Genomic DNA, 19,803 nt, shown 5'->3' with positions numbered 1-19,803 from the left:
TGTGCTGCACAGTGGCGGGATGAGGAAGTGGCGCAGCGCGGTGGTGACCGCGGCATGGGTGGGGGTGGGCACGGCTGCGGGAGCGCTGGGCGCTTGGCAGTTGGCCACTTCGGACAGCGGGGGCGCGGCGCACAGTCGTCCCCTGGACGAGGGTGCGGTGGAGCGGGCTCTGGCGGCGACACCGCCGGAGTCCCACTCTCCGTCGAAGCCCCCGTCCACGACGCCGAGCAAGCCCTCAAAGACGCCCGCCGAACGTTCGACCCTGCGGTTCACGGGTGGGACGGCGACGGTCGAATGCAGGGCTGACGGGACGGTGTATCTCGTCTCGTGGAGCCCGGCGGACGGTTTCCACATCGATGAGGACGTGGAGCGCGGCCCGGGCGCGGTGGCCCACCTGGAGGCGGAACCGAGCGACGACGACGAGCGGGACGACCTGCCGTACGAGATCCGCTGCGGGGAGGACGGGCAGCCGCGGGCGAGGGTGGTGGCGGACGCGGATGATTGAGGGTTCCCCGGCCCGTCGCAGGCTTCCCAGCCTTTCCGGCGTTCGAGGGGCGGGGGTTGGATTTTCAGCCCGTCCGGCGTTTGAGGAGGGCTTCGGGCTTTCAGCCCGTCCGGCGTTTGAGGACGAGCTCGGCGGAGCCGGTGATTGACGGCACGCAAGGCCCCCGCGCCAGAGCGGGTTTTCGGGAAGGGGCGGGGTTGGGGAGAAAACCAACGCCCCGGTGCCGAGCCACGCCGATGAACGAGGCCCCGCACCGGCAGGGTGCAGAGCCCCCACCCCGGGGGCCCCGACACACTGTCCAGTGCCCCCCGCTGCCGCGAAACAGACCGCCCATGTCCAGTCCACACCGTGGACATTTACCCTCGCCCACATGACCCCTCAGCCGAACCCCCAGGTCGGCGCCGCCGTCAAGGCGGCGGACCGCGCGCACGTGTTCCACTCCTGGTCCGCACAGGAGATGATCGACCCCCTCGCCGTAGCCGGCGCCGAGGGCTCGTACTTCTGGGACTACGACGGCAACCGCTACCTCGACTTCACCAGCGGCCTCGTCTTCACGAACATCGGATACCAGCACCCGAAGGTCGTCGCTGCGATTCAGGAGCAGGCGGCGACGATGACGACCTTCGCGCCCGCCTTCGCCGTGGAAGCCCGCTCCGAGGCCGCACGCCTCATCGCCGAGCGCACCCCCGGCGACCTGGACAAGATCTTCTTCACCAACGGCGGCGCGGAAGCCGTGGAGAACGCGACCCGCATGGCGCGCCTCCACACCGGCCGCCCCAAGGTGCTCTCCGCCTACCGCTCGTACCACGGAGCCACCTCCGCCGCGATCAACCTCACCGGCGACCCCCGCCGCTGGCCCTCCGACAACGGCACGGCGGGCGTCGTCCACTTCTGGGCGCCGTTCCTCTACCGCAGCCCCTTCTACGCCGAGAACGAGCGGCAGGAGTGCGAGCGCGCCCTCCAGCACCTCGAGGACACCATCGCCTTCGAGGGCCCGCAGACCATCGCGGCGATCATCCTCGAATCCGTCCCCGGCACGGCCGGCATCATGATCCCGCCGCCGGGCTACCTCAAGGGCGTACGCGAGATCTGCGACCGGCACGGCATCGTCTTCATCCTCGACGAGGTCATGGCGGGCTTCGGCCGCACCGGCAAGTGGTTCGCAGCCGATCACTTCGACGGCGGCATCGTTCCCGATCTCCTCACCTTCGCGAAGGGCGTGAACTCCGGTTACGTCCCGCTCGGTGGCGTGGCGATCTCCTCCGCCATCGCCGAGACGTTCGCCCGCAGGCCCTACCCGGGCGGTCTCACGTACTCCGGGCACCCCCTGGCCTGCGCCGCGGCCGTCGCGACGATCAACGTCATGGAGGAGGAGGGCGTCGTCGAGAACGCGGCCCGGGTGGGTACGGAGATCATCGCCCCCGCCCTCGCGGAGCTCGCCGAGCGGCATCCGAGCGTCGGCGAGGTCCGTGGCCTCGGCATGTTCTGGGCCCTGGAACTGGTCAAGGACAAGGAGACCCGCGAGCCCCTCGTCCCGTACAACGCCACGGGCGCGGCGAACGCCCCGATGGCCGCGTTCGGCGCCGCCGCGAAGAAGCAGGGCCTGTGGCCCTTCATCAACATGAACCGCACCCATGTGGTGCCGCCGTGCAACATCACGGACACGGAGGCGAAGGAAGGCCTCGCGGCGCTGGACGCTGCGCTGACCGTGGCGGACGAACACACCGCCTGACCGGGTTCGCCGCTTCGTGACGGACATCTCCCGCTCACCCACCCCAGGCCCCTGCGGGGCGATCGGATGGGTGGGCGGGAAGAACCGCCGCGAAGCGGCGGCACAGGCGCGGACGGCCCCCCGCCCGGAATCGGCCCCCGCCCCCGGGAACCCCGACCGCGTAGTCTGACGTGCTCGTAAGCAAGTGACGACCACCAAGACGACCCCGAGGGACCCCCAGATGCCCGGCACCGACGGCTCCGCCGTCATCCGCAGCACTCTGCGCCAGCAGATCGCCGACGCGCTGCGCGATGAGATCCTCGGCGGCCGTCTGGAGCCCGGCCAGGAGTTCACGGTCAAGGAGATCGCCGAGCAGTACGGCGTCTCCGCGACCCCGGTCCGCGAGGCCCTGGTGAACCTCGCGGCGCAAGGCCTCCTCGACGCCGACCAGCACCGCGGCTACCGCGTCCACGAGCACACCCTCGCCGACTACCGCGGCATGCTGGAGGCCCGCGGCCTCGTCTCCGACGGAATCTTCCGCGACCTGGAGAAGAAGGGCACCCCGCTGGGGCCCAAGGGCCAGAAGGAAGCCTCCGCCGCGCTCATCTCCGTACGCCGCCGTGGCGAGGAAGCCGCACGCGCCGCCTGCGCGGGCGACCTGAACGTCCTCATCGGCTACGACCTCCGCTTCTGGCGCGAGCTCAGCGCACTCTTCGGCAACCCCTACCTCTCGGACTTCCTGCACCGCATCCGCGTCCAGTCCTGGGTCTGCGCCGTCACCTACCTCCGCCGCGCCGTCGAACACGGCGACGGCGATCTGCGCGGCACCCTCTGGGCCCGGCACACCGAGCTCGTCGACGCCCTCGCGCACCGCGACCCCAAGGCCGCGCACGCGATCGTCGCCGAGTACAACGCCCACTCACTCGCCCTCATCGAGCGGCTGGCCGCTGCATGAGCGTGGATCTGACCGTCGTCGTCCCCGCCTACAACGAGGAGCGGCGCCTGGCTCCCACGCTCGCCGCGATCCGGGCGTACCTGGAGGAAGGCACGGGGGACGGGTCCGAGGGAGGCGACCGCGGCACCCGGTGGGAGCTGATCGTCGTGGACGACGGCTCCACCGACGGCACACTCGACATCGCGGCCGACGCCGAGGCCGCCGACCCCCGCGTCCGCCTCATCCACTCCGGCCGCAACCTCGGCAAGGGCCACGCCCTGCGCCTCGGTGTCCTCGCATCGCACGGCGACCGCGTCCTGATCACCGACGCCGATCTGGCCACTCCCATCGAGGAGCTGGAGTGCCTCGACAAGGCGCTCACCGACGGCCACGCGGCGGCGATCGGCTCCCGCGCCCGCCCCGGCGCGACGATCGAGAGCCACCAGCACCGCCTGCGTGAACTCATGGGGCGTACCGGCAACTTCCTCATACGTACGGTCGCCGTCCCCGGAGTCCGCGACACGCAGTGCGGCTTCAAGCTCTTCGACGGCGACCGTGCCCGTGAGGCCTTCGCCGCGTCGCGCCTGCGCGGCTGGGGGATCGACGTCGAGATACTGCAGTACTTCCGCCGCGCCGGCTGGCCGGTCGCCGAGGTGCCGGTGCGCTGGGCGCACCAGGAGGGCTCGAAGGTCCGCCCGGTCGACTACGTGAAGGTCCTGGCCGAACTGACCTCGCTCAAGGCCCGATCCGTCCGCCCGATGGATCTGCTCGTCGCGGCGCTCTTCCTGGCCATGGCCGTCACCCTCTACTCCGGCCGCTGGGTGGCGCCGGGCGACCGCTATCTCCCGGACTCGCTGCAGGACCAGAACCAATGGGAGTGGTTCTTCGCTGTGACGGCGGACAACGTCCGCCACCTCCAGAACCCTCTCTTCACGACCCTCCAGAACCATCCCGACGGCGTGAACCTCATGGCCAACACGGTCATGCTCGGCCTCTCCGTCCCCTTCGCCCCCGTGACCTGGCTCTTCGGCCCGGCGGTCGCCCTGAACGCGGCGATGACGCTGGGCCTGGCCGCGACCGCGGTCGCCTGGTACTGGCTGATCGTCAGGCGTCTCGTACGTCACCGGGGCGCGGCAGCCGTCGGCGCGGCGCTCGCCGCCTTCGCGCCACCGATGATCAGCCACGCCCACGCGCACCCGAACTTCATGGTCCTGTTCATGATCCCGCTGATCATCGACAGGGCGCTGCGGCTCTGCGAGGGCGGGGAAGAGGGAGAGGGCACGAGCGTCGTACGCGACGGGGTCGTCCTCGGGCTCTTCACGACGTACCAGATCTTCCTCGGCGAGGAGCCGCTGCTGCTCGCTGCGATGGGCATGCTCCTGTTCGCGGCGGCGTACGGGGTGGTGCGCCGGGATGTCGCGAGGGACGCGTTCCGGCCGCTGGCGCGCGGCCTGGGAGTGGCCGTTGCGGTCACCGTCCCCCTGGTCGCCTTCCCGCTCTACTGGCAGTTCTTCGGGCCGCAGAGCTACACGAGCGTGCTGCACGGCGACAACGCGGGCAACAGCCCGCTCGCGCTGCTCTCCTTCTCGGAACGCTCGCTCGCGGGCAACGAGAAGACCGCGTCCGCCCTCTCCCAGAACCCCACCGAGCAGAACGCCTTCTACGGCTGGCCCCTGGTCGCGCTGGCCTTCGCGATCGTCGTACGACTCTGGGAGCGGGCGCTGGTGAAGGCGCTGGCCTTCACGGTGCTCGCGGCGGCGTTCCTCTCGCTCGGCCCGAAGTTCCGCATCCCCCTGACGGACATCGTGCTTCCAGGTCCGTGGGCGGTCCTCGCGCACGCGCCCCTCTTCGAGTCGGTGATCGAGTCGCGGGTGGCGATGGTGTGCGCCCCGGCGCTCGGCATGCTGGTGGCGCTCGCGCTGGCCCGCCTCCTTGCTTCCGCGCGCCGTTCTTCGCACCGGATGACGGCCGCGGGGTACGCGGGTGTCGCCGCGGTCGCCCTCGCGCTCCTGCCGATCGTGCCGGCGCCGCTGCGGGCTGTGGAGCGGTCGGAGGTCCCGGCTTTCGTCGCCGACGGAACCTGGCGGAAGTACCTGGGCAAGGGCGAGTCGCTCGTACCGGTACCGCTCCCGGATCCGGCCGGTGCGGAGGCGCTGCACTGGCAGACCACCGCCGACCTGGGCTTTCCCCTCCCCGGCGGTTACTTCAACGGCCCCTGGGGGCCGGACCGCGTGGGCATCTACGGAGCCTCGCCCCGCAACACGTCGAACCTCCTGCGGGACGTCCGCTCGTCGGGCCGTGCCCCGCAGATCACGGACGCGTGGCGCAGGGCGGCCCGCGAGGACCTGACGTACTGGAAAGCGGGAGTCCTGGTCCTCGCCCCGCAACCGCACGACGCCGAACTGCGGGAGACGGTGGAGGAACTCCTTGACCGCCCCGGAAAGTGGGTAGACGGGGTGTGGATCTGGGATCTGCACAAGGGCAGCTAGGGGGCGTCGGCCCCGACTACGCTGCCTGAGCGCAAGGAACATCCGACGTCCGATATGCCATCCATTGCCATCCGATATGCCGTCCAAGCATGAGGCTGACCTGAGGAGCACCCTTGGCCTGTGACCTGTGGCTGGTCCCGCTCGTCGACGTGCTGTGCCACAGCCCCGACAATCCCTTCGCGGAGGAGATCGCGGCGTACGACAAGGCGCTGCACGAGGCGGGCCTGCCCCCCGTTCCCGTCTTCGCCTATATGCCGGGCCTGTCCGGGGACGTGGCCCCGGTCGCGGGCTTCGACTACGACGCGCTGCATTTCCTGCGCCGGGCGTATCTGCTCCAGGTCTGCGGTCTCGAGGTCACGCCGGTGGACGAACTGGGCGGGGACTACGAGCAGTTGCTGGAGATGTTCGACACGACGGCCCAGCAGTCGCACTTGGTCTGGCACTACGACCACGCGGGGGCGTACGTCCCGGTCGACTTCCCGGCGCCTCTCTCCAACGACGAACTGCTTTCGGGCGGGGGCCCCTTGGGCTCGGCGCAGGCGCTGCTGAGGGAACTGGAGTTTGTGGCCCCGTCCATCGGCATAGACGCGGCGAACCCCCCGCGCCCGCCTACTCCGCCGGAGGCCCCCACGTCCCTGGAGGAACCGGCGGCCCCGGCGCCTCCGGACGACAGCCCCTTCGCGAGGGAGCGCCACGTGTGGCTGGGCCTGCACGCGGCGACCACCCGAAGCCTGGCGCAAGGCTCAATGATCATCTACAGCTGAACCATGGCTGCGGTTTGCTGGGGCCATCCCCCCGCTTACCAGGCCCGCCGGAAGGCAATCACCCGGTCCGGCGGGCCCGCCCCTCTCCCACCCACCCCGGGGGTAAATCTTTCAGCCTGTCATGGGGGTCCCCCCTGCTCTTTAAGAGCTTGGGGGAGTTTGAGGACCGGGGTCTGGGGCGGAGCCCCAGTTTCGGGAAGGGGCGGGATTGGGGAGAGCCCCGCAGGGCCCACCCACCCAGCGCCCCCAGCCCCCCCCGCCCCCGGGAACCCTCACCGAGGCTCAGGCGGCCGCTGCCGAGGCATATTGGGCCGAGCCCCCGGCGGCAACGCGGCCCGGACAGGGACAGCCCCTGCCTCCCCCCGGGAGGCCGGAACCATGGCCTGCATGGCCAACGGCGCAGGCCCGGACCGAAACTCCACCATCCAGTCCGCGGTCTCGGACCGCACAAGTTCCGTCACATCCTCCGAGAACCGCCGAAGCACCCCGAGACACCGCTCGGCAGCCTCACTGGCAGTCCCCTCGGTAGGCCCGAGAACCTCCCGCACGCTCTCCGAAGCCCAGTCGAACTGCAGCACCTGAAGCCGCCGCTGCACAGCCTGCGCGGTGGCCACATCCCGCATCCACCCGGAGGTCAGCCCGAAGAACCGGTCGCACCCCACACACGCGACGCCCGCGAGCAGCGAGACGAACCCCCAGGTGGCAACACCCCCCACCGCCCCCGCCAGATCGAGCAGCGGAAGCACCCCCGCGCCCACGGCACCCACCGCCGCCCCCAACCGTGCGAGCCGCGCCCCGCGCCGCTTCCAGGCCCGGTCGGACAGGTACCACTCCGCCGTGTTGAGCGCGCCCCGCTCCACCCACCGGTACAGCTCGTCGAGCCGATCCGCGGGCTCACCCCAGTCGCCGAGGGGAAAGGTCCGCCCCGTCAGATCCCCGAGCCGAGAGTGAGAGCCGTCCCCACCACCAGGAACGCCCTGCTGCGCACCCGCCCCGGCACCCTGCCCCTCATGGGGCACCCCCTCGGGCTGCATCTCCGGCTGGCTCACCCGGCACTCCCTCTACCTCTACGAGATCCCTGACTGTTCCCTGCGGCGGTTCCGTACTGTGCGCGCGCTGTGACAGTTGGTGCTGACGCGACAGATGACGTCTGCTCATGCGCAGCCCCAGTCCTACCGCCCAATGGGTGGCCCTGAGCCCGTTTTCACAGTATTTCCGCCCGGAAGAGGTGCTTGATCAGGTATAGGAGGACGGCCGATCTCACTCGAAAGAGTGCTGGGGCGAGGGCCCCCCTGACCACGTAGGCTCATTCCAGGTGGTAAATCCACCGCAATTACCTACACAGACCGCACCAGACCAACCCGGAACATCCGAGACAGGAGCTGATCGTGATCCCCGGTGGTGGCCAGCCCAACATGCAGCAGCTGCTCCAGCAGGCCCAGAAGATGCAGCAGGACCTCGCGACCGCGCAGGAGGAGCTCGCGCGCACGGAGGTCGAAGGCCAGGCGGGCGGCGGCCTCGTCAAGGCGACGGTCACCGGTTCCGGCGAGCTGCGTGGCCTCGTGATCGACCCCAAGGCGGTCGACCCGGAGGACACCGAGACCCTCGCGGACCTGGTCGTCGCGGCGGTCCAGGCGGCCAACGAGAACGCGCAGGCGCTTCAGCAGCAGAAGCTGGGCCCGCTCGCGCAGGGCCTGGGCGGCGGGGGCATCCCGGGCCTTCCCTTCTAAGAGGGCCGCAGGCCAACTACGGTACGTATCAAAGCCTGATACTCGACCGGAGCAGGAAACAGAAAACAGGAAGCAGGAAGGCACCCCGTGTACGAAGGCGTGGTTCAGGACCTCATCGACGAGTTGGGCAGGCTGCCCGGCGTCGGTCCCAAGAGCGCGCAGCGGATCGCCTTCCACATCCTGCAGGCGGAGCCGACGGACGTACGCCGCCTCGCACACGCCCTCCTTGAGGTGAAGGACAAGGTCCGCTTCTGCGCGACCTGCGGCAACGTCGCGCAGGAAGAGCTCTGCAACATCTGCCGCGACCCGCGCCGCGACCTCAGCGTCATCTGCGTGGTCGAGGAGCCGAAGGACGTAGTGGCGATCGAGCGCACGCGAGAGTTCCGGGGCAAATACCACGTACTGGGTGGAGCGATCAGCCCGATCGAGGGTGTGGGCCCGGACGACCTGCGCATACGAGAACTGCTAGCGCGCCTGGCGGACGGCACGGTCACCGAGCTGATCCTCGCCACGGACCCGAACCTGGAGGGGGAGGCCACGGCGACGTACCTGGCGCGCATGATCAAGCCCATGGGCCTGAAGGTCACCCGCCTGGCCAGCGGGCTCCCTGTCGGGGGAGATCTGGAATACGCGGACGAGGTCACCCTGGGCCGCGCCTTCGAGGGGAGACGACTCCTAGATGTCTAAGAAGCAGCAAGAGAAGTCCACGAAGCCGGAAGCGACGCTTGCCCCCGAGCCGGTCGTCGTCCCCGAGCCGATCATCGACGCCGAGTCGACGGTCCTCCTTCACGCGTCCGCCCAGGACCCGGACTCCTTCGCGGTGCAGATCTCGGACCAGATCGAGAGCTTCATCGTCGCGGTGACGGAGGTCGCGAAGGGCGATGAGCCCGACTCTGCCGTTCCCTTCCTCCTCCTCGAGGTCTCCCAACTCCTCCTCGCCGGCGGTCGCCTGGGCGCGCACGAGGACATCGTCCCCGATGAGCGCTACGAGCCGGACCTTGGCCCGGAGCGAGACGTCGACGACCTGCGTGAACGCCTCGCCGCCATGCTGGAGCCGATCGACGTCTACTCCGAGGTCTTCGACCCGTACGAGCCCCGCAAGGCCCCGGTCGCCTGCCGCATCTCGGACGACCTGGCAGACGTGGTCGCCGACCTCTCCCACGGCCTGGCCCACTACCGGGCCGGCCGCACCACGGAGGCCCTGTGGTGGTGGCAGTTCTCGTACTTCTCGAACTGGGGCTCCACAGCATCCGGCGCCCTCCGCGCCCTCCAGTCCCTGGTGGCCCATGTCCGCCTGAACCAGCCCCTTGAGGACCTCAACGGCCTGGACACGGACGAGGACCTGGCCGAGGACGCGCTCGCGGAAGCGGCGGGCAAGGTCATGGCGGAGGAGATCGCCGGACCGCTGGGCCTGCGCTCGGTGCAGTAGCCGGAGGTCCGACCGGTCCGGGCGCCCAACTGCCCGGACCGGCGAAGGCCAAGGATCAACCCTTGGCGCCCGAACCGCCCTTGGCCCCCGAACCGCCCCTGCCGCCCGGCCGCAGCTTGCGCCACAGCGACCAAGAGGTGGTGGCCCAGGCCCACGCACCGACGACCAGCACCACGACCTTGGCCCAGAACCAGAGGGACGCGGGCTCCGGATCACTGAGCAGGTCGATGCTCCACCAGAGAATTCCCCCGGTGAACAGGATGGTGGGCAGCACCTCGGCCCGTGCCGCACGCCGCGACTTCCCGGGCCCTTCGCTGAGCCGCAGTGCGTAGACCTCGACATCCCCGAACTCGCCCACGGCGCTGCCGCCCGAGGCGGCGAGATGATCCCGCGCCTCGGCCACGCAGCGCCTGGCGTTCCCCGCGGACACCCCATGACGCCCTCGCAGCAACGCGGAGAGCCGCGTCAGCCAGGCCTCGTCGTCGCTCCGTATCGCCTCGGCAGCCGCGGCCGCCTTCCCCCGGAACCATCGCCCGACGGGCTCAGGGGGCACACGCCACCCCAACACCCCGAGCAGCGCGCCGACGACGAACAACGACGGGGCGGGAACGCTCACTTGGGGCCCCCGGGGAACGGCGGTGAACCCCACGGCACAGGCCACGACAAGCACCGCGGCGCACGCTATGGCGACCCGGCCTGCCCGAAGCCGCCCCGCCGCGCGCAGCTCGGGGATGACGCCGGTCACGAGCACGACGAGCACGGCGAGCAGCAGCCCGGCCCCACCGGTGGCCCACCCGACCGGAATCCAGAGCCCCGCACTTGCCCACAACACGGCACCGAACAGGGCGACTTGCCCACCGGCCATCAGCAACGAGCTGGTGAACCGGTCACCGGCGGCGAAGCCCTCGACGTCGACGGAGCTGCGATGGGCCTCGTCGATCCGCTCGGCGGCCACGGCATCGGCGTATGCGGCGGGATCGCCGAGAACCTCCCGAACAGGCAGCCCCGCCTCGGCAACGGTCAGCCGAGCCTCTTCAAGGACCTGCTCGGCGAGCCCGTCGGGCGGGGTATGCCCCAGAGCCAGCGCGAACTCGAACTCAGCGGCCCACTGCGCGTCGTCGTCGCAGGGCCAGTCAGGCTTCCGCTCCCTGCCGTCCGTACGAATCATCGTGTTCCCCCTGTCCTTGTCGGTTCTCCGAGCCCTTTACGCCCTCTGAGTCCTCGGCTGAGTCCTCGGCATCACCGGCCAAGGCCGTCACCACGCCGTCGAAGTCCCTCCAGGCGCGATACTCGACGACCAGCCGCTCACGCCCCGCATCGGTGAGGCTGTAGTACTTCCGGCCGGGTCCGCCCTCGCCCGCGCTCCAGCGGATGTCGACGGCGCCTTCCTCTTCCAGCCTGGTCAGGGCCGGATAGAGCGTGGCGGCCTTGGCATTGGCCAATCCGGCCGCCCCCAGCTCCTGAAGCAGTGCGTACCCATAACTCTCGCCCCGCTCCAACATCCCGAGCAGACACAACGGCAACGCCGCACGCAGCCACGCAGAGCTGAATTCCGGCATGTGCTGTCTCACCTCCCCGACTAGTTGAGTTTTCAGAATAGTCGGAGTCTCGGACATCCGCCACCCCTTCGCGGCGGATGAGGGGCCGCCGTTCTCCGAAAGGTGGAGAACCTGTGACCCGCCCCACTTTCCGGAGTGCCCCACGTCCCAGCGGGCATGTGCCAAGCCGAGCGGTCGGAACGTACGTCCCGAGCAGCGGGAACGTATGCCGGCGGATGGTCACGTAGTGGGCGGGACATCTCACCATGTGATATTTGCGAGGCGAATTTCGGCCGCTCGTTAGACTGAGCCGACCGCAGCAGTGCGGTAAGAGACGGACTGAGCGAGGAGCGCACGTGGGCCTTGTCGTGCAGAAGTACGGAGGCTCCTCCGTAGCCGATGCCGAGGGCATCAAGCGGGTCGCCAAGAGGGTTGTCGACGCCAAGAAGAACGGCCATCAGGTCGTTGTCGTGGTGTCCGCCATGGGTGACACGACGGATGAGTTGATCGATCTTGCCGGGCAGGTATCCCCGATCCCTGCCGGGCGTGAATTCGACATGCTGCTGACCGCCGGAGAGCGGATCTCCATGGCCCTTCTTGCCATGGCGATCAAAAACCTGGGTCACGCGGCCCAGTCGTTCACGGGCAGCCAGGCGGGTGTCATCACCGACTCCGTCCACAACAAGGCGCGGATCATCGATGTCACTCCGGGGCGGATCCGGACCTCGATCGACGAGGGCAACATCGCCATCGTCGCCGGGTTCCAGGGCGTCAGCCAGGAGGGCAAGAACATCACCACGCTCGGTCGTGGTGGGTCCGACACGACCGCTGTCGCCCTTGCCGCCGCCCTCGACGCCGAGGTCTGTGAGATCTACACGGATGTCGACGGTGTCTTCACCGCCGACCCCCGTGTGGTGAAGAAGGCCCAGAAGATCGACTGGATCTCGTTCGAGGACATGCTGGAGCTCGCGAGCTCCGGGTCCAAGGTGCTGCTCCACCGCTGTGTGGAGTACGCCCGCCGATACAACATCCCGATCCACGTCAGGTCGTCCTTCAGCGGACTTCAGGGCACGTGGGTCAGCAACGAACCGCAAGGGGACCGCAAGGTGGAGCAGGCCATCATCTCCGGTGTCGCGCACGACACCTCGGAGGCCAAGATCACGGTCGTCGGCGTGCCGGACAAGCCGGGTGAGGCCGCCTCGATCTTCCGCGCCATCGCGGACTCCGGGGTCAACATCGACATGATCGTGCAGAACGTGTCGGCTGCCTCGACCGGGCTCACGGACATCTCGTTCACGCTGCCCAAGGCCGAGGGCCGCAAGGCGATCGACGCGCTCGAGAAGACCCGCTCGGCCATCGGCTTCGACTCGCTCCGTTACGACGACCAGATCGCCAAGATCTCGCTGGTCGGCGCGGGCATGAAGACGAACCCCGGCGTCACCGCCGCCTTCTTCGAGGCGCTCAGCGACGCGGGCGTGAACATCGAGCTGATCTCGACCTCCGAGATCCGCATCTCGGTCGTGACCCGCGCCGATGACGCGAACGAGTCCGTGCGCGCCGTGCACACCGCCTTCGGCCTCGACTCCGACACGGACGAGGCCGTGGTCTATGGAGGCACCGGGCGATGACCGGGAAGCCGACACTCGCGGTCGTCGGAGCGACCGGGGCCGTCGGCGCGGTCATGCTCCAGATCCTGTCGCAGCACGCCGACATCTGGGGCGAGATCCGACTCGTCGCCTCACCGCGCTCGGCCGGCAAGAAGCTGGCCGTGCGCGGTGAGGAGATCGAGGTCCTCGCACTGAGCGAGGAAGTCTTCGACGGTGTCGACGTGGCGATGTTCGACGTGCCCGACGAGGTCAGCGCGCAGTGGGCGCCCATCGCCGCGTCCAAGGGCGTCGTCGTCGTGGACAACTCCGCCGCTTTCCGGATGGACCCGGACGTGCCGCTGGTCGTCCCGGAGGTCAATCCGCATGCCGCGCGCGTACGCCCGCGCGGCATCGTCGCCAATCCCAATTGCACGACCCTGTCGATGATCGTGGCCATCGGCGCGCTGCACGCCGAGTTCGGCCTGCGCGAGCTGATCGTCTCGTCGTACCAGGCGGTGAGCGGGGCCGGGCGCGACGGCGTCGACACGTTGCGGCGGCAGATGTCGCTGGTGGCCGGCTCGGAGCTCGGCACAAGCCCCGGTGACGTACGACGTGCTGTCGGCGACGACACCGGGCCCTTCCCGGAGCCCGTGGCGCTGAACGTGGTGCCGTGGGCCGGGACGCTGCGCGACGACGGGTGGTCGTCCGAGGAGATGAAGGTGCGGGACGAGTCCCGCAAGATCCTCGGCCTGCCCGATCTGAAGGTCGCGGCCACCTGCGTACGCGTGCCGGTCGTGACCACGCACTCGCTGACCGTTCACGCGCGCTTCGAGGACGAGGTCACGGTGGACCGGGCGCGCGAGATCCTGGCCACCGCGCCGGGCGTCGTGCTGTTCGACAATCCGGCCGCCGGTGAGTTCCCGACGCCCGCCGACGTGGTGGGCACCGACCCCACGTGGGTGGGCCGGGTGCGGCGCGCCCTTGACGATCCGACGGCCCTCGAGCTCTTTGTGTGCGGGGACAACCTGCGCAAGGGGGCCGCGCTGAACACGGCCCAGATCGCGGAGTTGGTGGCGGCGGAGTTCACCGGCCGTCAGCCCTGACCGGTCCCCGGCGCGGAAGCCTCTGTGGGATCTGTGTAAGTTCTGTGTCCAACTTGGTGGCCGGGATCGCTTGATCTGGACCATTGCCACGTTCGAAGATTCGCCATACGCGTTCGAAGATATTCGTCCCCGTCCTCTGCAACCGGCAGCAGGGCGGGGCGCGTCTTTGCGATCGCCCTCCCGGGGGTGTGACCTGAGCGCTGCGAAAATTGGGCATAGGGGAAGAGCTGGTACGCATGGGGGCATTTGATGCATCGTCACCGACGGCGACGATGCCTGCCGCAAACGCGCCGCGTGATGCGTACAACCCTCCAGGGGGTAAGCGTGTCCAACAGGCGTGGCAGAGGTACTCGATTTCACAGCGGTTCAGGCGAGGGGCGCGGCCCTTCGCCCGCCTCGCCGTCCCCGTGCGCCCGCCGGCATGCCGGTGATCGCCCCCATGCCCACCACGAGATCGGCCCGCATCCCGACGCAGCGCGAGGGCGCTGAGGAGACGATGAGCGCGGGCACCACAGTCGACCACCTGACCGAGACCTACCGCGCCCACTACAGGTCGCTCCTCGGCCTGGCGGCGCTGCTTCTCGACGACACGGCCTCATGCGAGGACGTCGTGCAGGAAGCGTTCATCCGGGTGCACTCGGCGCGCAAGCGCGTGCGGGACCCGGAGAAGACGCTCGCCTATCTGCGGCAGACCGTCGTGAACCTCTCGCGGTCCGCGCTGCGGCGCAGGATCCTCGGTCTGAAGCTGCTCTCCAAGCCGATGCCGGACATGGCGAGCGCGGAGGAGGGTGCGTACGACCTCCTTGAGCGGGACGAGCTGATCAAGGCGATGCGCGGCCTCCAGCGCCGCCAGCGCGAGGTCCTGGTCCTGCGGTACTTCGCGGACATGACCGAGGCGCAGGTCGCCGAGACCCTGGGCATATCGCTCGGGTCGGTGAAGGCGTACGGCTCGCGCGGGATCGCGGCTCTGCGGGTCGCCATGGAGGCACCGGCATGAGCAAGCATGAGTACGGGCGTGAGCGCGATGAGAGCGCCGAGCGCGCCGAGAACGCTGAGAACGCTGAGAACGCCGAGTTTGAGCAGCATGCTGGGGACGGAACTGTGAAACACGGCCAGGGCGATGAGCCCACCGCGTCCGAGCGTGCGGACGGCGCGTCCGAGCGTGCGGACGACGTGTCCGAGCGTGCGGACGGCGCCGCGTCGGGTGCGGCCTTCGGCGGCGAGGGAAGCGTCGCGCTGGGTGCCGTCTTCGGCGGTGAGGGCGGCTCCGACGAGCTCGCGCTGCGCAGGATGATGCGTTCGGCCGTCCAGGAGATCGAGCCGGGAGACCGCGCCCTGGAACGTCTGCGGTACGCGGTTCCCGCGCGCAGGCAGCGCAAGCGCCAGGCCGTGGTCGGCATGGCGGCAGCCGCGCTCTTCATCGGCACCGCCATCCCCGCTCTCGTGCACGTGACGAACTCCGGCGGCGGCTCGGACGACCGGCCGTCGATAGCGGGCAACAGCGAGCAGACGCAGGGCGGTTCGAGTCAGGGCAAGGGTCCTGACGGCGGGGAGAAGGGCAAGGGCAGCGACTCCGGCCCCTCCAAGTCCAAGGACAAGAAAGACAAGAAGGACAAGAAGGACGGCAAGGGGAAGGGCGAGTCCAGCGGCGGCGCGACCGGTGGCCCCGACCCGGCGGGCACAGAATCCGCCGACTCGCCTGCCTGCACGGTGGACCAGCTCGGCGACGCCAGCGGTAGCGCGGGGACGGCGGAGGCCGACGGCAAGGTGTACGGCAGCTTCCGGATCGCCAACGTCTCCACGAGCAGCTGCACGGTCAGCGCCCCGGGCACCGTGAGCACGTCGACCACGGGGGCTGCCGATCCCGCGAAGATCGGGGTCATCGACCACGTGGCGGGCGACGCGGCGACCGCCCTGCCGGACCCGGCACAGGCGGTCAGCTCGCTGATCCTCCAGCCAGGGTCCGCGTACGAGGTGAAGTTCGCCTGGGTGCCTTCGGAGGCGTGCCCGACGGACAGCGGCGAGCCTTCGCCCGACCCGACTCCCACGGAGGACGGCGGCACGGACGGCGGTGCACCGGGCGGTACGGAGCCGCAGATGGTCCGCGAGGACGGCGGCGTCGTTGACGGCGGAGTGACGGTGTCCCTGACGGCACCCGCGGGCTCCCCCGCGGCGGGCGCGACGATCACCAACGCGTGTGCGGGGACGGTCTACCGGACGGGCATGTTGTCTGCGTCGTAGGACGACCCGAGTATTCGAACGCCGACCGGGCTGGATCCTGCGAAGGATCCAGCCCGGTCGGCGTTCGGTGACACCTACGACACCTCGCCTAACCCTCAGGCAAAAGTCCCAGCTCGGCGTCCCGCGCGAACTCCCGCTCCCGCCGGAACAGCCTGAACCACATGAAGACGACGAACCCCGCGAAGACGAACCACTCGCCGGTGTAGCCGAGGTTCTGGAAGGCCTTGAGGTCGAGCCCGGAGTTGTCCGGCGCGGCAGCGGGCACCGCCTTCATCCCGGAGTCGCCCTTCTCCAGGGTGACCCAGGCGTCGTACACATTGCCCTGGACCACGTTCACCAGCGAGGCCGCGCTGATGGCACCCAGCTGCCCGTCCGGCAGCCCTCCGGCCGCACTGACCCCGTTCGAGCCAGGGCTCTCGGAGGCCTGGAGCGCGCCCGTCACGGTGACCTCACCGGAAGGCGCCGCGGGGGCCTTCGCCGCACTCGCGTTCCCGGGGAGCCAGCCCCGCACGACGGGCAGGTCCTTGCCGCTGTCGGTGCGCAGGAGCGTCAGGACGTAGTAGCCCGACTTGTCGTCCAACTCCCGGTCCGGCACCAGTAGTTGCTTGCCGTACCGTCCTGTCGCCGACACCTGTTCCCCGGACGTCTCCTGGTCCACGGGGAGGAGCGAGTCCAGCGGCCGGGGCTTCGCCTCCGACCGGGAAGGCGACGCCTGCCGGTCCGCCTGCTCCTGCGCGGCGTCATGCGCCTCGACGCGGTCCTCGAACCGCCCCAGCTGCCATGACCCCATGAAGATGCAGACGGGGATGGCCAGCAGTACGAAGACGTTGATCCCCCACCAGCGGGGCGTCAGCAGGAACCGGTACACACCCCCACGGTACGGGGGCGCCCGTGGGAGACGGGCCGCGGGGTTGGCGAAGCCACCGCCTCCCCGAAGCCGCTGCCTCCCCGAAGCACCGCCTCCCCGCAGCCAAGCCCCCCCCGGCTAGCGAAGGTGCCGCTCGGCGAAGTCCAGTTCCAACCGCACCTGCTTGATCCGCTCGTCCACGACGAGCGAGCCGTGCCCCGCGTCGTACCGGTACACCTCGTGCACCGCGTCCCGTGCCTTGAGCCGGTCCACGTAGTTCTCGACCTGGCGGATCGGGCAGCGCGGGTCGTTCACGCCCGCCGAGATGTAGACCGGTGCCTTCACCGCGTCCACGTACGTCAGCGGTGACGACGCCTCGAAGCGCTCCGGGACCTCCTCGGGCGTACCGCCGAGGAGCGTGCGGTCCATGGCCTTCAGGGCCTCCATCTCGTCGTGGTACGCCGTCACATAGTCCGCGACCGGCACCGCGGCCAGGCCCACCGCCCACGCGTCGGGCTGGGTGCCGACGCCGAGCAGCGTGAGATACCCGCCCCAGGAGCCGCCGGCCAGGACGATGCGGTCCGGGTCCGCGAGACCGGACGTCACCGCCCACTCCCGCACCGCCGCGATGTCCTCCAGCTCGATCAGGCCGACCCGGTGCTTGAGGGCGTCCGTCCACTCCCGGCCGTACCCGGTCGAGCCGCGGTAGTTGACGCGCACCACCGCGTACCCGTGGTCCACCCAGGCCGCCGGGCCCGCCGCGAACGCGTCGCTGTCGTGCCACGTCGGGCCGCCGTGGATCTCGAAGACCGTGGGGAGGGGGCCGGTCGCGTCGGCCGGCTTCTGTACGAGGGCGTGGACCCGGCCGCCCGGGCCCTCCACCCACACGTCCTCCACCGGCACGGAGGCCGGGGCCTTCATGCCGGGCGGGTCAAGCACGACGTCACCCGTCGTCGAGCGCACCACCGGCGGCTCGGCGGCCGACGACCACAGGTACTCCACGCTGCCGTCCGGGCGCGCCGTCGCCCCCGACACCGACCCCGCGGGCGTCTCGACCTCGACGAGCTCGCGCGAGGCGAACGCGTACTGGAACAGCTCGCTGCGGGCCTCGAAGCTGTGCGCGATGAGCAGGGCGGAGCCGTCCGGATACCACTCGGCGCTCACGTCCCCCGGCAGCTCGAGTGCCAGGTCCGTCTCCTCGCCCGACGCGACGTCCCACACCATCGGCTCCCAGCGGCCGCGCCGCTGATGCCCGACGAGCAGCCGCGTGTCCCCGTCGACCGGCGCGAAGCCGAGGACCTCCAGGCCCAGCTCGACGGTGCCGCCCTCGGTGTCGTCGAGCTCGGCGACCGTGGAGCCGTCCGGCCTGATCACCCGGAGGGTCGAGTGCATCGCGTCGCCGTGCTCCGTGTGCTCGACGGCGATCAGGGAGCCGTCGTGGGAGAGGTCGCCGACGCCCGCGGACTCGCGGTGACGGTAGATCTCGACCGGGTCGGCTCCCGGGGCGCGTACGACATGGATCGTCGAGCCCTCCTCGTCCGTCGAGCGGCCGACGACGGACATCCGCCCGTCACGCGCGAGGGCGAGGCCCGCCGGATACGACGCTTCGAGTCCCGGCACCGCGGGCTCATCGGCGCCGCCTGCCGCGAACGGCTGGCGCATCCACACGCCGAATTCGTCGCCGTCCGTGTCGTTGAACCACCAGATCCACTCGCCGTCCGGCGTGAGCACCCCGTCCGTCGTGCCGTTCGGCCGGTCCGTCACCTGGCGCTGCTCGCCGGTGGCGCGGTCCCATGCGTACAGCTCGTACGTCCCCGTCGCGTTCGACACGAACAAGGAACGGTCGGGGGCGTCCTCCGCCCAGTCGGGCAGCGACACCCGCGGCGCACGGAACCGCTTCTCCCAGTCGGGCATCTCCGTGCCCCCGCCCGCAGTCGCACCCGACGTATTCCCTGCACTCGCACCCAAGTCGCTCATGGACCCCATAGTGCACGCACACGCCGACAATCCGCTGGCGAGGGTCCCCAGCCTGTGGATAACTTTCTGGAATGTACTCACCGACCCCCTCCGACTGGCGCGAGGCCAACCGAAAACGCTGGGACGAGCGCGTCCCCCTCCACCTCGCCAGTGACTACTACGACCTCGAAGCCTTCCGCTCCGGCAAGGACCCGCTGCGCGACTTCGAGCTCGCGGAGGTCGGTGACGTCACCGGGCGCTCGCTGCTCCACCTCCAGTGCCACATCGGCCTCGACACCCTCTCCTGGTGCCGGCACGGCGCATCCCGCGTGGTCGGCCTCGACTTCTCCGAGCCCGCCGTCGACGCGGCCCGCGACCTCGCCGCCGAGCTCGGCCTCACCGCCGACCAGGCGTCCTTCGTCGCCGCCGACGTGTACGACGCGGCGGACGCGGTCCCCGACACCTCGTACGACATCGTCTATACCGGCGTGGGAGCCCTGTGCTGGCTCCCCGACATCCAGCGCTGGGCCGAGACCGTGGCCGCGCTCGTCGCACCCGGCGGCTTCCTCTACCTCGCGGAGTTCCACCCGCTCGCGGACATCCTGGACGACGAGACGGGCTCACGGATCGAGTACGACTACTTCGCCCGCGACGCCTGGATCGAGGAGACCCCCGGCGGCTACGCGGACACGACCACCCCCACGGTCCACAACCGCAAGGTGGAATGGCAGCACCCGGTGGGCGAGGTCATCACGGCCCTGGCATCGGCGGGCCTGCGCGTCGACTTCCTCCACGAGCACGACACCACGCTCTTCGAACGCTTCGGCAGCCTCGAACTCCGCGACGGCGCCTACCAGTTCCCCGTGGACCGCCCGCGCATCCCCCTCATGTACTCCTTGAAGGCGAGCAGGGCGGTGGCCTGAGCTCCGGATGCCGATCCGGCTGCGGAGGGGGAGAGCGCCGCGGCGGA

18 protein-coding genes are annotated in these 19,803 nt (G+C 70.1%); 13 read left to right on the top strand and 5 right to left on the bottom strand.

What is annotated here, in order from left to right:
• The first annotated feature begins 19 nt into the window (after positions 1-19).
• The 5 genes from ABD378_RS42215 to ABD378_RS42195 all read left to right on the top strand — a co-directional run bounded on the left by ABD378_RS42215 (position 20) and on the right by ABD378_RS42195 (position 6,403).
• A complete protein-coding gene (locus tag ABD378_RS42215) occupies positions 20-505 on the top strand; it encodes a hypothetical protein (protein ID WP_344530477.1) in 486 nt (161 codons plus the stop codon).
• 370 nt (positions 506-875) lie between these two features.
• Positions 876-2,237, top strand: a complete 1,362-nt coding sequence (locus ABD378_RS42210; protein WP_344530475.1) for an aspartate aminotransferase family protein — start codon at positions 876-878, stop codon at positions 2,235-2,237.
• Between the two features lie 220 nt (positions 2,238-2,457).
• Entirely contained in the window at positions 2,458-3,171 is a 714-nt protein-coding gene (locus ABD378_RS42205; RefSeq protein WP_344530502.1) for a GntR family transcriptional regulator, read from the top strand.
• The gene (locus ABD378_RS42200; protein ID WP_344530472.1) at positions 3,168-5,639 is read left to right on the top strand and encodes a dolichyl-phosphate beta-glucosyltransferase; all 2,472 of its coding nucleotides are present in this window, start codon (positions 3,168-3,170) and stop codon (positions 5,637-5,639) included. The genes ABD378_RS42205 and ABD378_RS42200 overlap by 4 nt, the downstream gene beginning before the upstream one ends.
• A 113-nt stretch (positions 5,640-5,752) precedes the next feature.
• Positions 5,753-6,403, top strand: coding sequence for a hypothetical protein (locus ABD378_RS42195; protein ID WP_344530469.1), 651 nt, complete (start codon positions 5,753-5,755; stop codon positions 6,401-6,403).
• A 272-nt stretch (positions 6,404-6,675) separates the two neighbouring features.
• Here ABD378_RS42195 and ABD378_RS42190 read toward each other — a convergent pair whose 3' ends face one another.
• Positions 6,676-7,452 carry an SLATT domain-containing protein gene (locus ABD378_RS42190; RefSeq protein WP_344530467.1) on the bottom strand — a complete coding sequence of 259 codons (777 nt, stop codon included), beginning with the start codon at positions 7,450-7,452 and terminating at the stop codon, positions 6,676-6,678.
• Between the two features lie 339 nt (positions 7,453-7,791).
• Here ABD378_RS42190 and ABD378_RS42185 point away from each other — a divergent pair, with 339 nt between their 5' ends.
• From ABD378_RS42185 to ABD378_RS42175, 3 genes are all read left to right on the top strand, one after another.
• On the top strand, positions 7,792-8,133 hold the full coding sequence (locus ABD378_RS42185) for a YbaB/EbfC family nucleoid-associated protein (protein ID WP_160506267.1): 342 nt from the start codon (positions 7,792-7,794) through the stop codon (positions 8,131-8,133).
• 87 nt (positions 8,134-8,220) lie between these two features.
• Positions 8,221-8,820: a recombination mediator RecR gene (gene recR, locus ABD378_RS42180; RefSeq protein ID WP_030781910.1), complete on the top strand. Its 600-nt coding sequence runs from the start codon at positions 8,221-8,223 to the stop codon at positions 8,818-8,820.
• Positions 8,813-9,562 (top strand): DUF5063 domain-containing protein, encoded by a 750-nt coding sequence (locus ABD378_RS42175; RefSeq protein WP_344530462.1) that lies wholly within the window; start codon positions 8,813-8,815, stop codon positions 9,560-9,562. The genes recR and ABD378_RS42175 overlap by 8 nt, the downstream gene beginning before the upstream one ends.
• 55 nt (positions 9,563-9,617) lie before the next feature.
• Here ABD378_RS42175 and ABD378_RS42170 read toward each other — a convergent pair whose 3' ends face one another.
• Both ABD378_RS42170 and ABD378_RS42165 read right to left on the bottom strand, forming a co-directional pair.
• On the bottom strand, positions 9,618-10,730 hold the full coding sequence (locus ABD378_RS42170; protein WP_344530460.1) for a hypothetical protein: 1,113 nt from the start codon (positions 10,728-10,730) through the stop codon (positions 9,618-9,620).
• Positions 10,696-11,121 (bottom strand): PadR family transcriptional regulator, encoded by a 426-nt coding sequence (locus tag ABD378_RS42165; protein ID WP_344530458.1) that lies wholly within the window; start codon positions 11,119-11,121, stop codon positions 10,696-10,698. Before ABD378_RS42165 ends, ABD378_RS42170 begins: the two co-directional genes overlap by 35 nt.
• A gap of 335 nt (positions 11,122-11,456) precedes the next feature.
• Here ABD378_RS42165 and ABD378_RS42160 point away from each other — a divergent pair, with 335 nt between their 5' ends.
• The 4 genes from ABD378_RS42160 (at position 11,457) to ABD378_RS42145 (ending at position 16,030) form a co-directional block, all read left to right on the top strand.
• On the top strand, positions 11,457-12,728 hold the full coding sequence (locus tag ABD378_RS42160; RefSeq protein ID WP_344530456.1) for an aspartate kinase: 1,272 nt from the start codon (positions 11,457-11,459) through the stop codon (positions 12,726-12,728).
• Positions 12,725-13,789 (top strand): aspartate-semialdehyde dehydrogenase, encoded by a 1,065-nt coding sequence (locus ABD378_RS42155; protein WP_344530454.1) that lies wholly within the window; start codon positions 12,725-12,727, stop codon positions 13,787-13,789. The genes ABD378_RS42160 and ABD378_RS42155 overlap by 4 nt, the downstream gene beginning before the upstream one ends.
• Before the next feature lie 337 nt (positions 13,790-14,126).
• The gene (locus ABD378_RS42150; RefSeq protein WP_344530452.1) at positions 14,127-14,786 is read left to right on the top strand and encodes a SigE family RNA polymerase sigma factor; all 660 of its coding nucleotides are present in this window, start codon (positions 14,127-14,129) and stop codon (positions 14,784-14,786) included.
• A complete protein-coding gene (locus ABD378_RS42145) occupies positions 14,783-16,030 on the top strand; it encodes a hypothetical protein (RefSeq protein ID WP_344530450.1) in 1,248 nt (415 codons plus the stop codon). The genes ABD378_RS42150 and ABD378_RS42145 overlap by 4 nt, the downstream gene beginning before the upstream one ends.
• Positions 16,031-16,118: 88 nt before the next feature.
• On the opposite strand, the gene ABD378_RS42140 is transcribed toward ABD378_RS42145, so the two are convergent.
• Together ABD378_RS42140 and ABD378_RS42135 are read right to left on the bottom strand one after the other, a co-directional pair.
• Positions 16,119-16,898, bottom strand: coding sequence for an SURF1 family protein (locus ABD378_RS42140; RefSeq protein ID WP_344530448.1), 780 nt, complete (start codon positions 16,896-16,898; stop codon positions 16,119-16,121).
• Between the two features lie 117 nt (positions 16,899-17,015).
• Entirely contained in the window at positions 17,016-18,791 is a 1,776-nt protein-coding gene (locus ABD378_RS42135; RefSeq protein ID WP_344530499.1) for a S9 family peptidase, read from the bottom strand.
• A gap of 134 nt (positions 18,792-18,925) precedes the next feature.
• On the opposite strand from ABD378_RS42135, the gene ABD378_RS42130 reads away from it, so the two are divergent.
• On the top strand, positions 18,926-19,756 hold the full coding sequence (locus ABD378_RS42130; protein ID WP_344530446.1) for a class I SAM-dependent methyltransferase: 831 nt from the start codon (positions 18,926-18,928) through the stop codon (positions 19,754-19,756).
• The last annotated feature ends 47 nt before the right edge of the window (positions 19,757-19,803 follow it).

Source organism: Streptomyces rectiviolaceus (assembly GCF_039533825.1).
Lineage (GTDB): Bacteria > Actinomycetota > Actinomycetes > Streptomycetales > Streptomycetaceae > Streptomyces > Streptomyces rectiviolaceus.
Note: the sequence above shows the minus strand (reverse complement) of the source record. Positions and strands in the feature narration are given on the sequence as shown.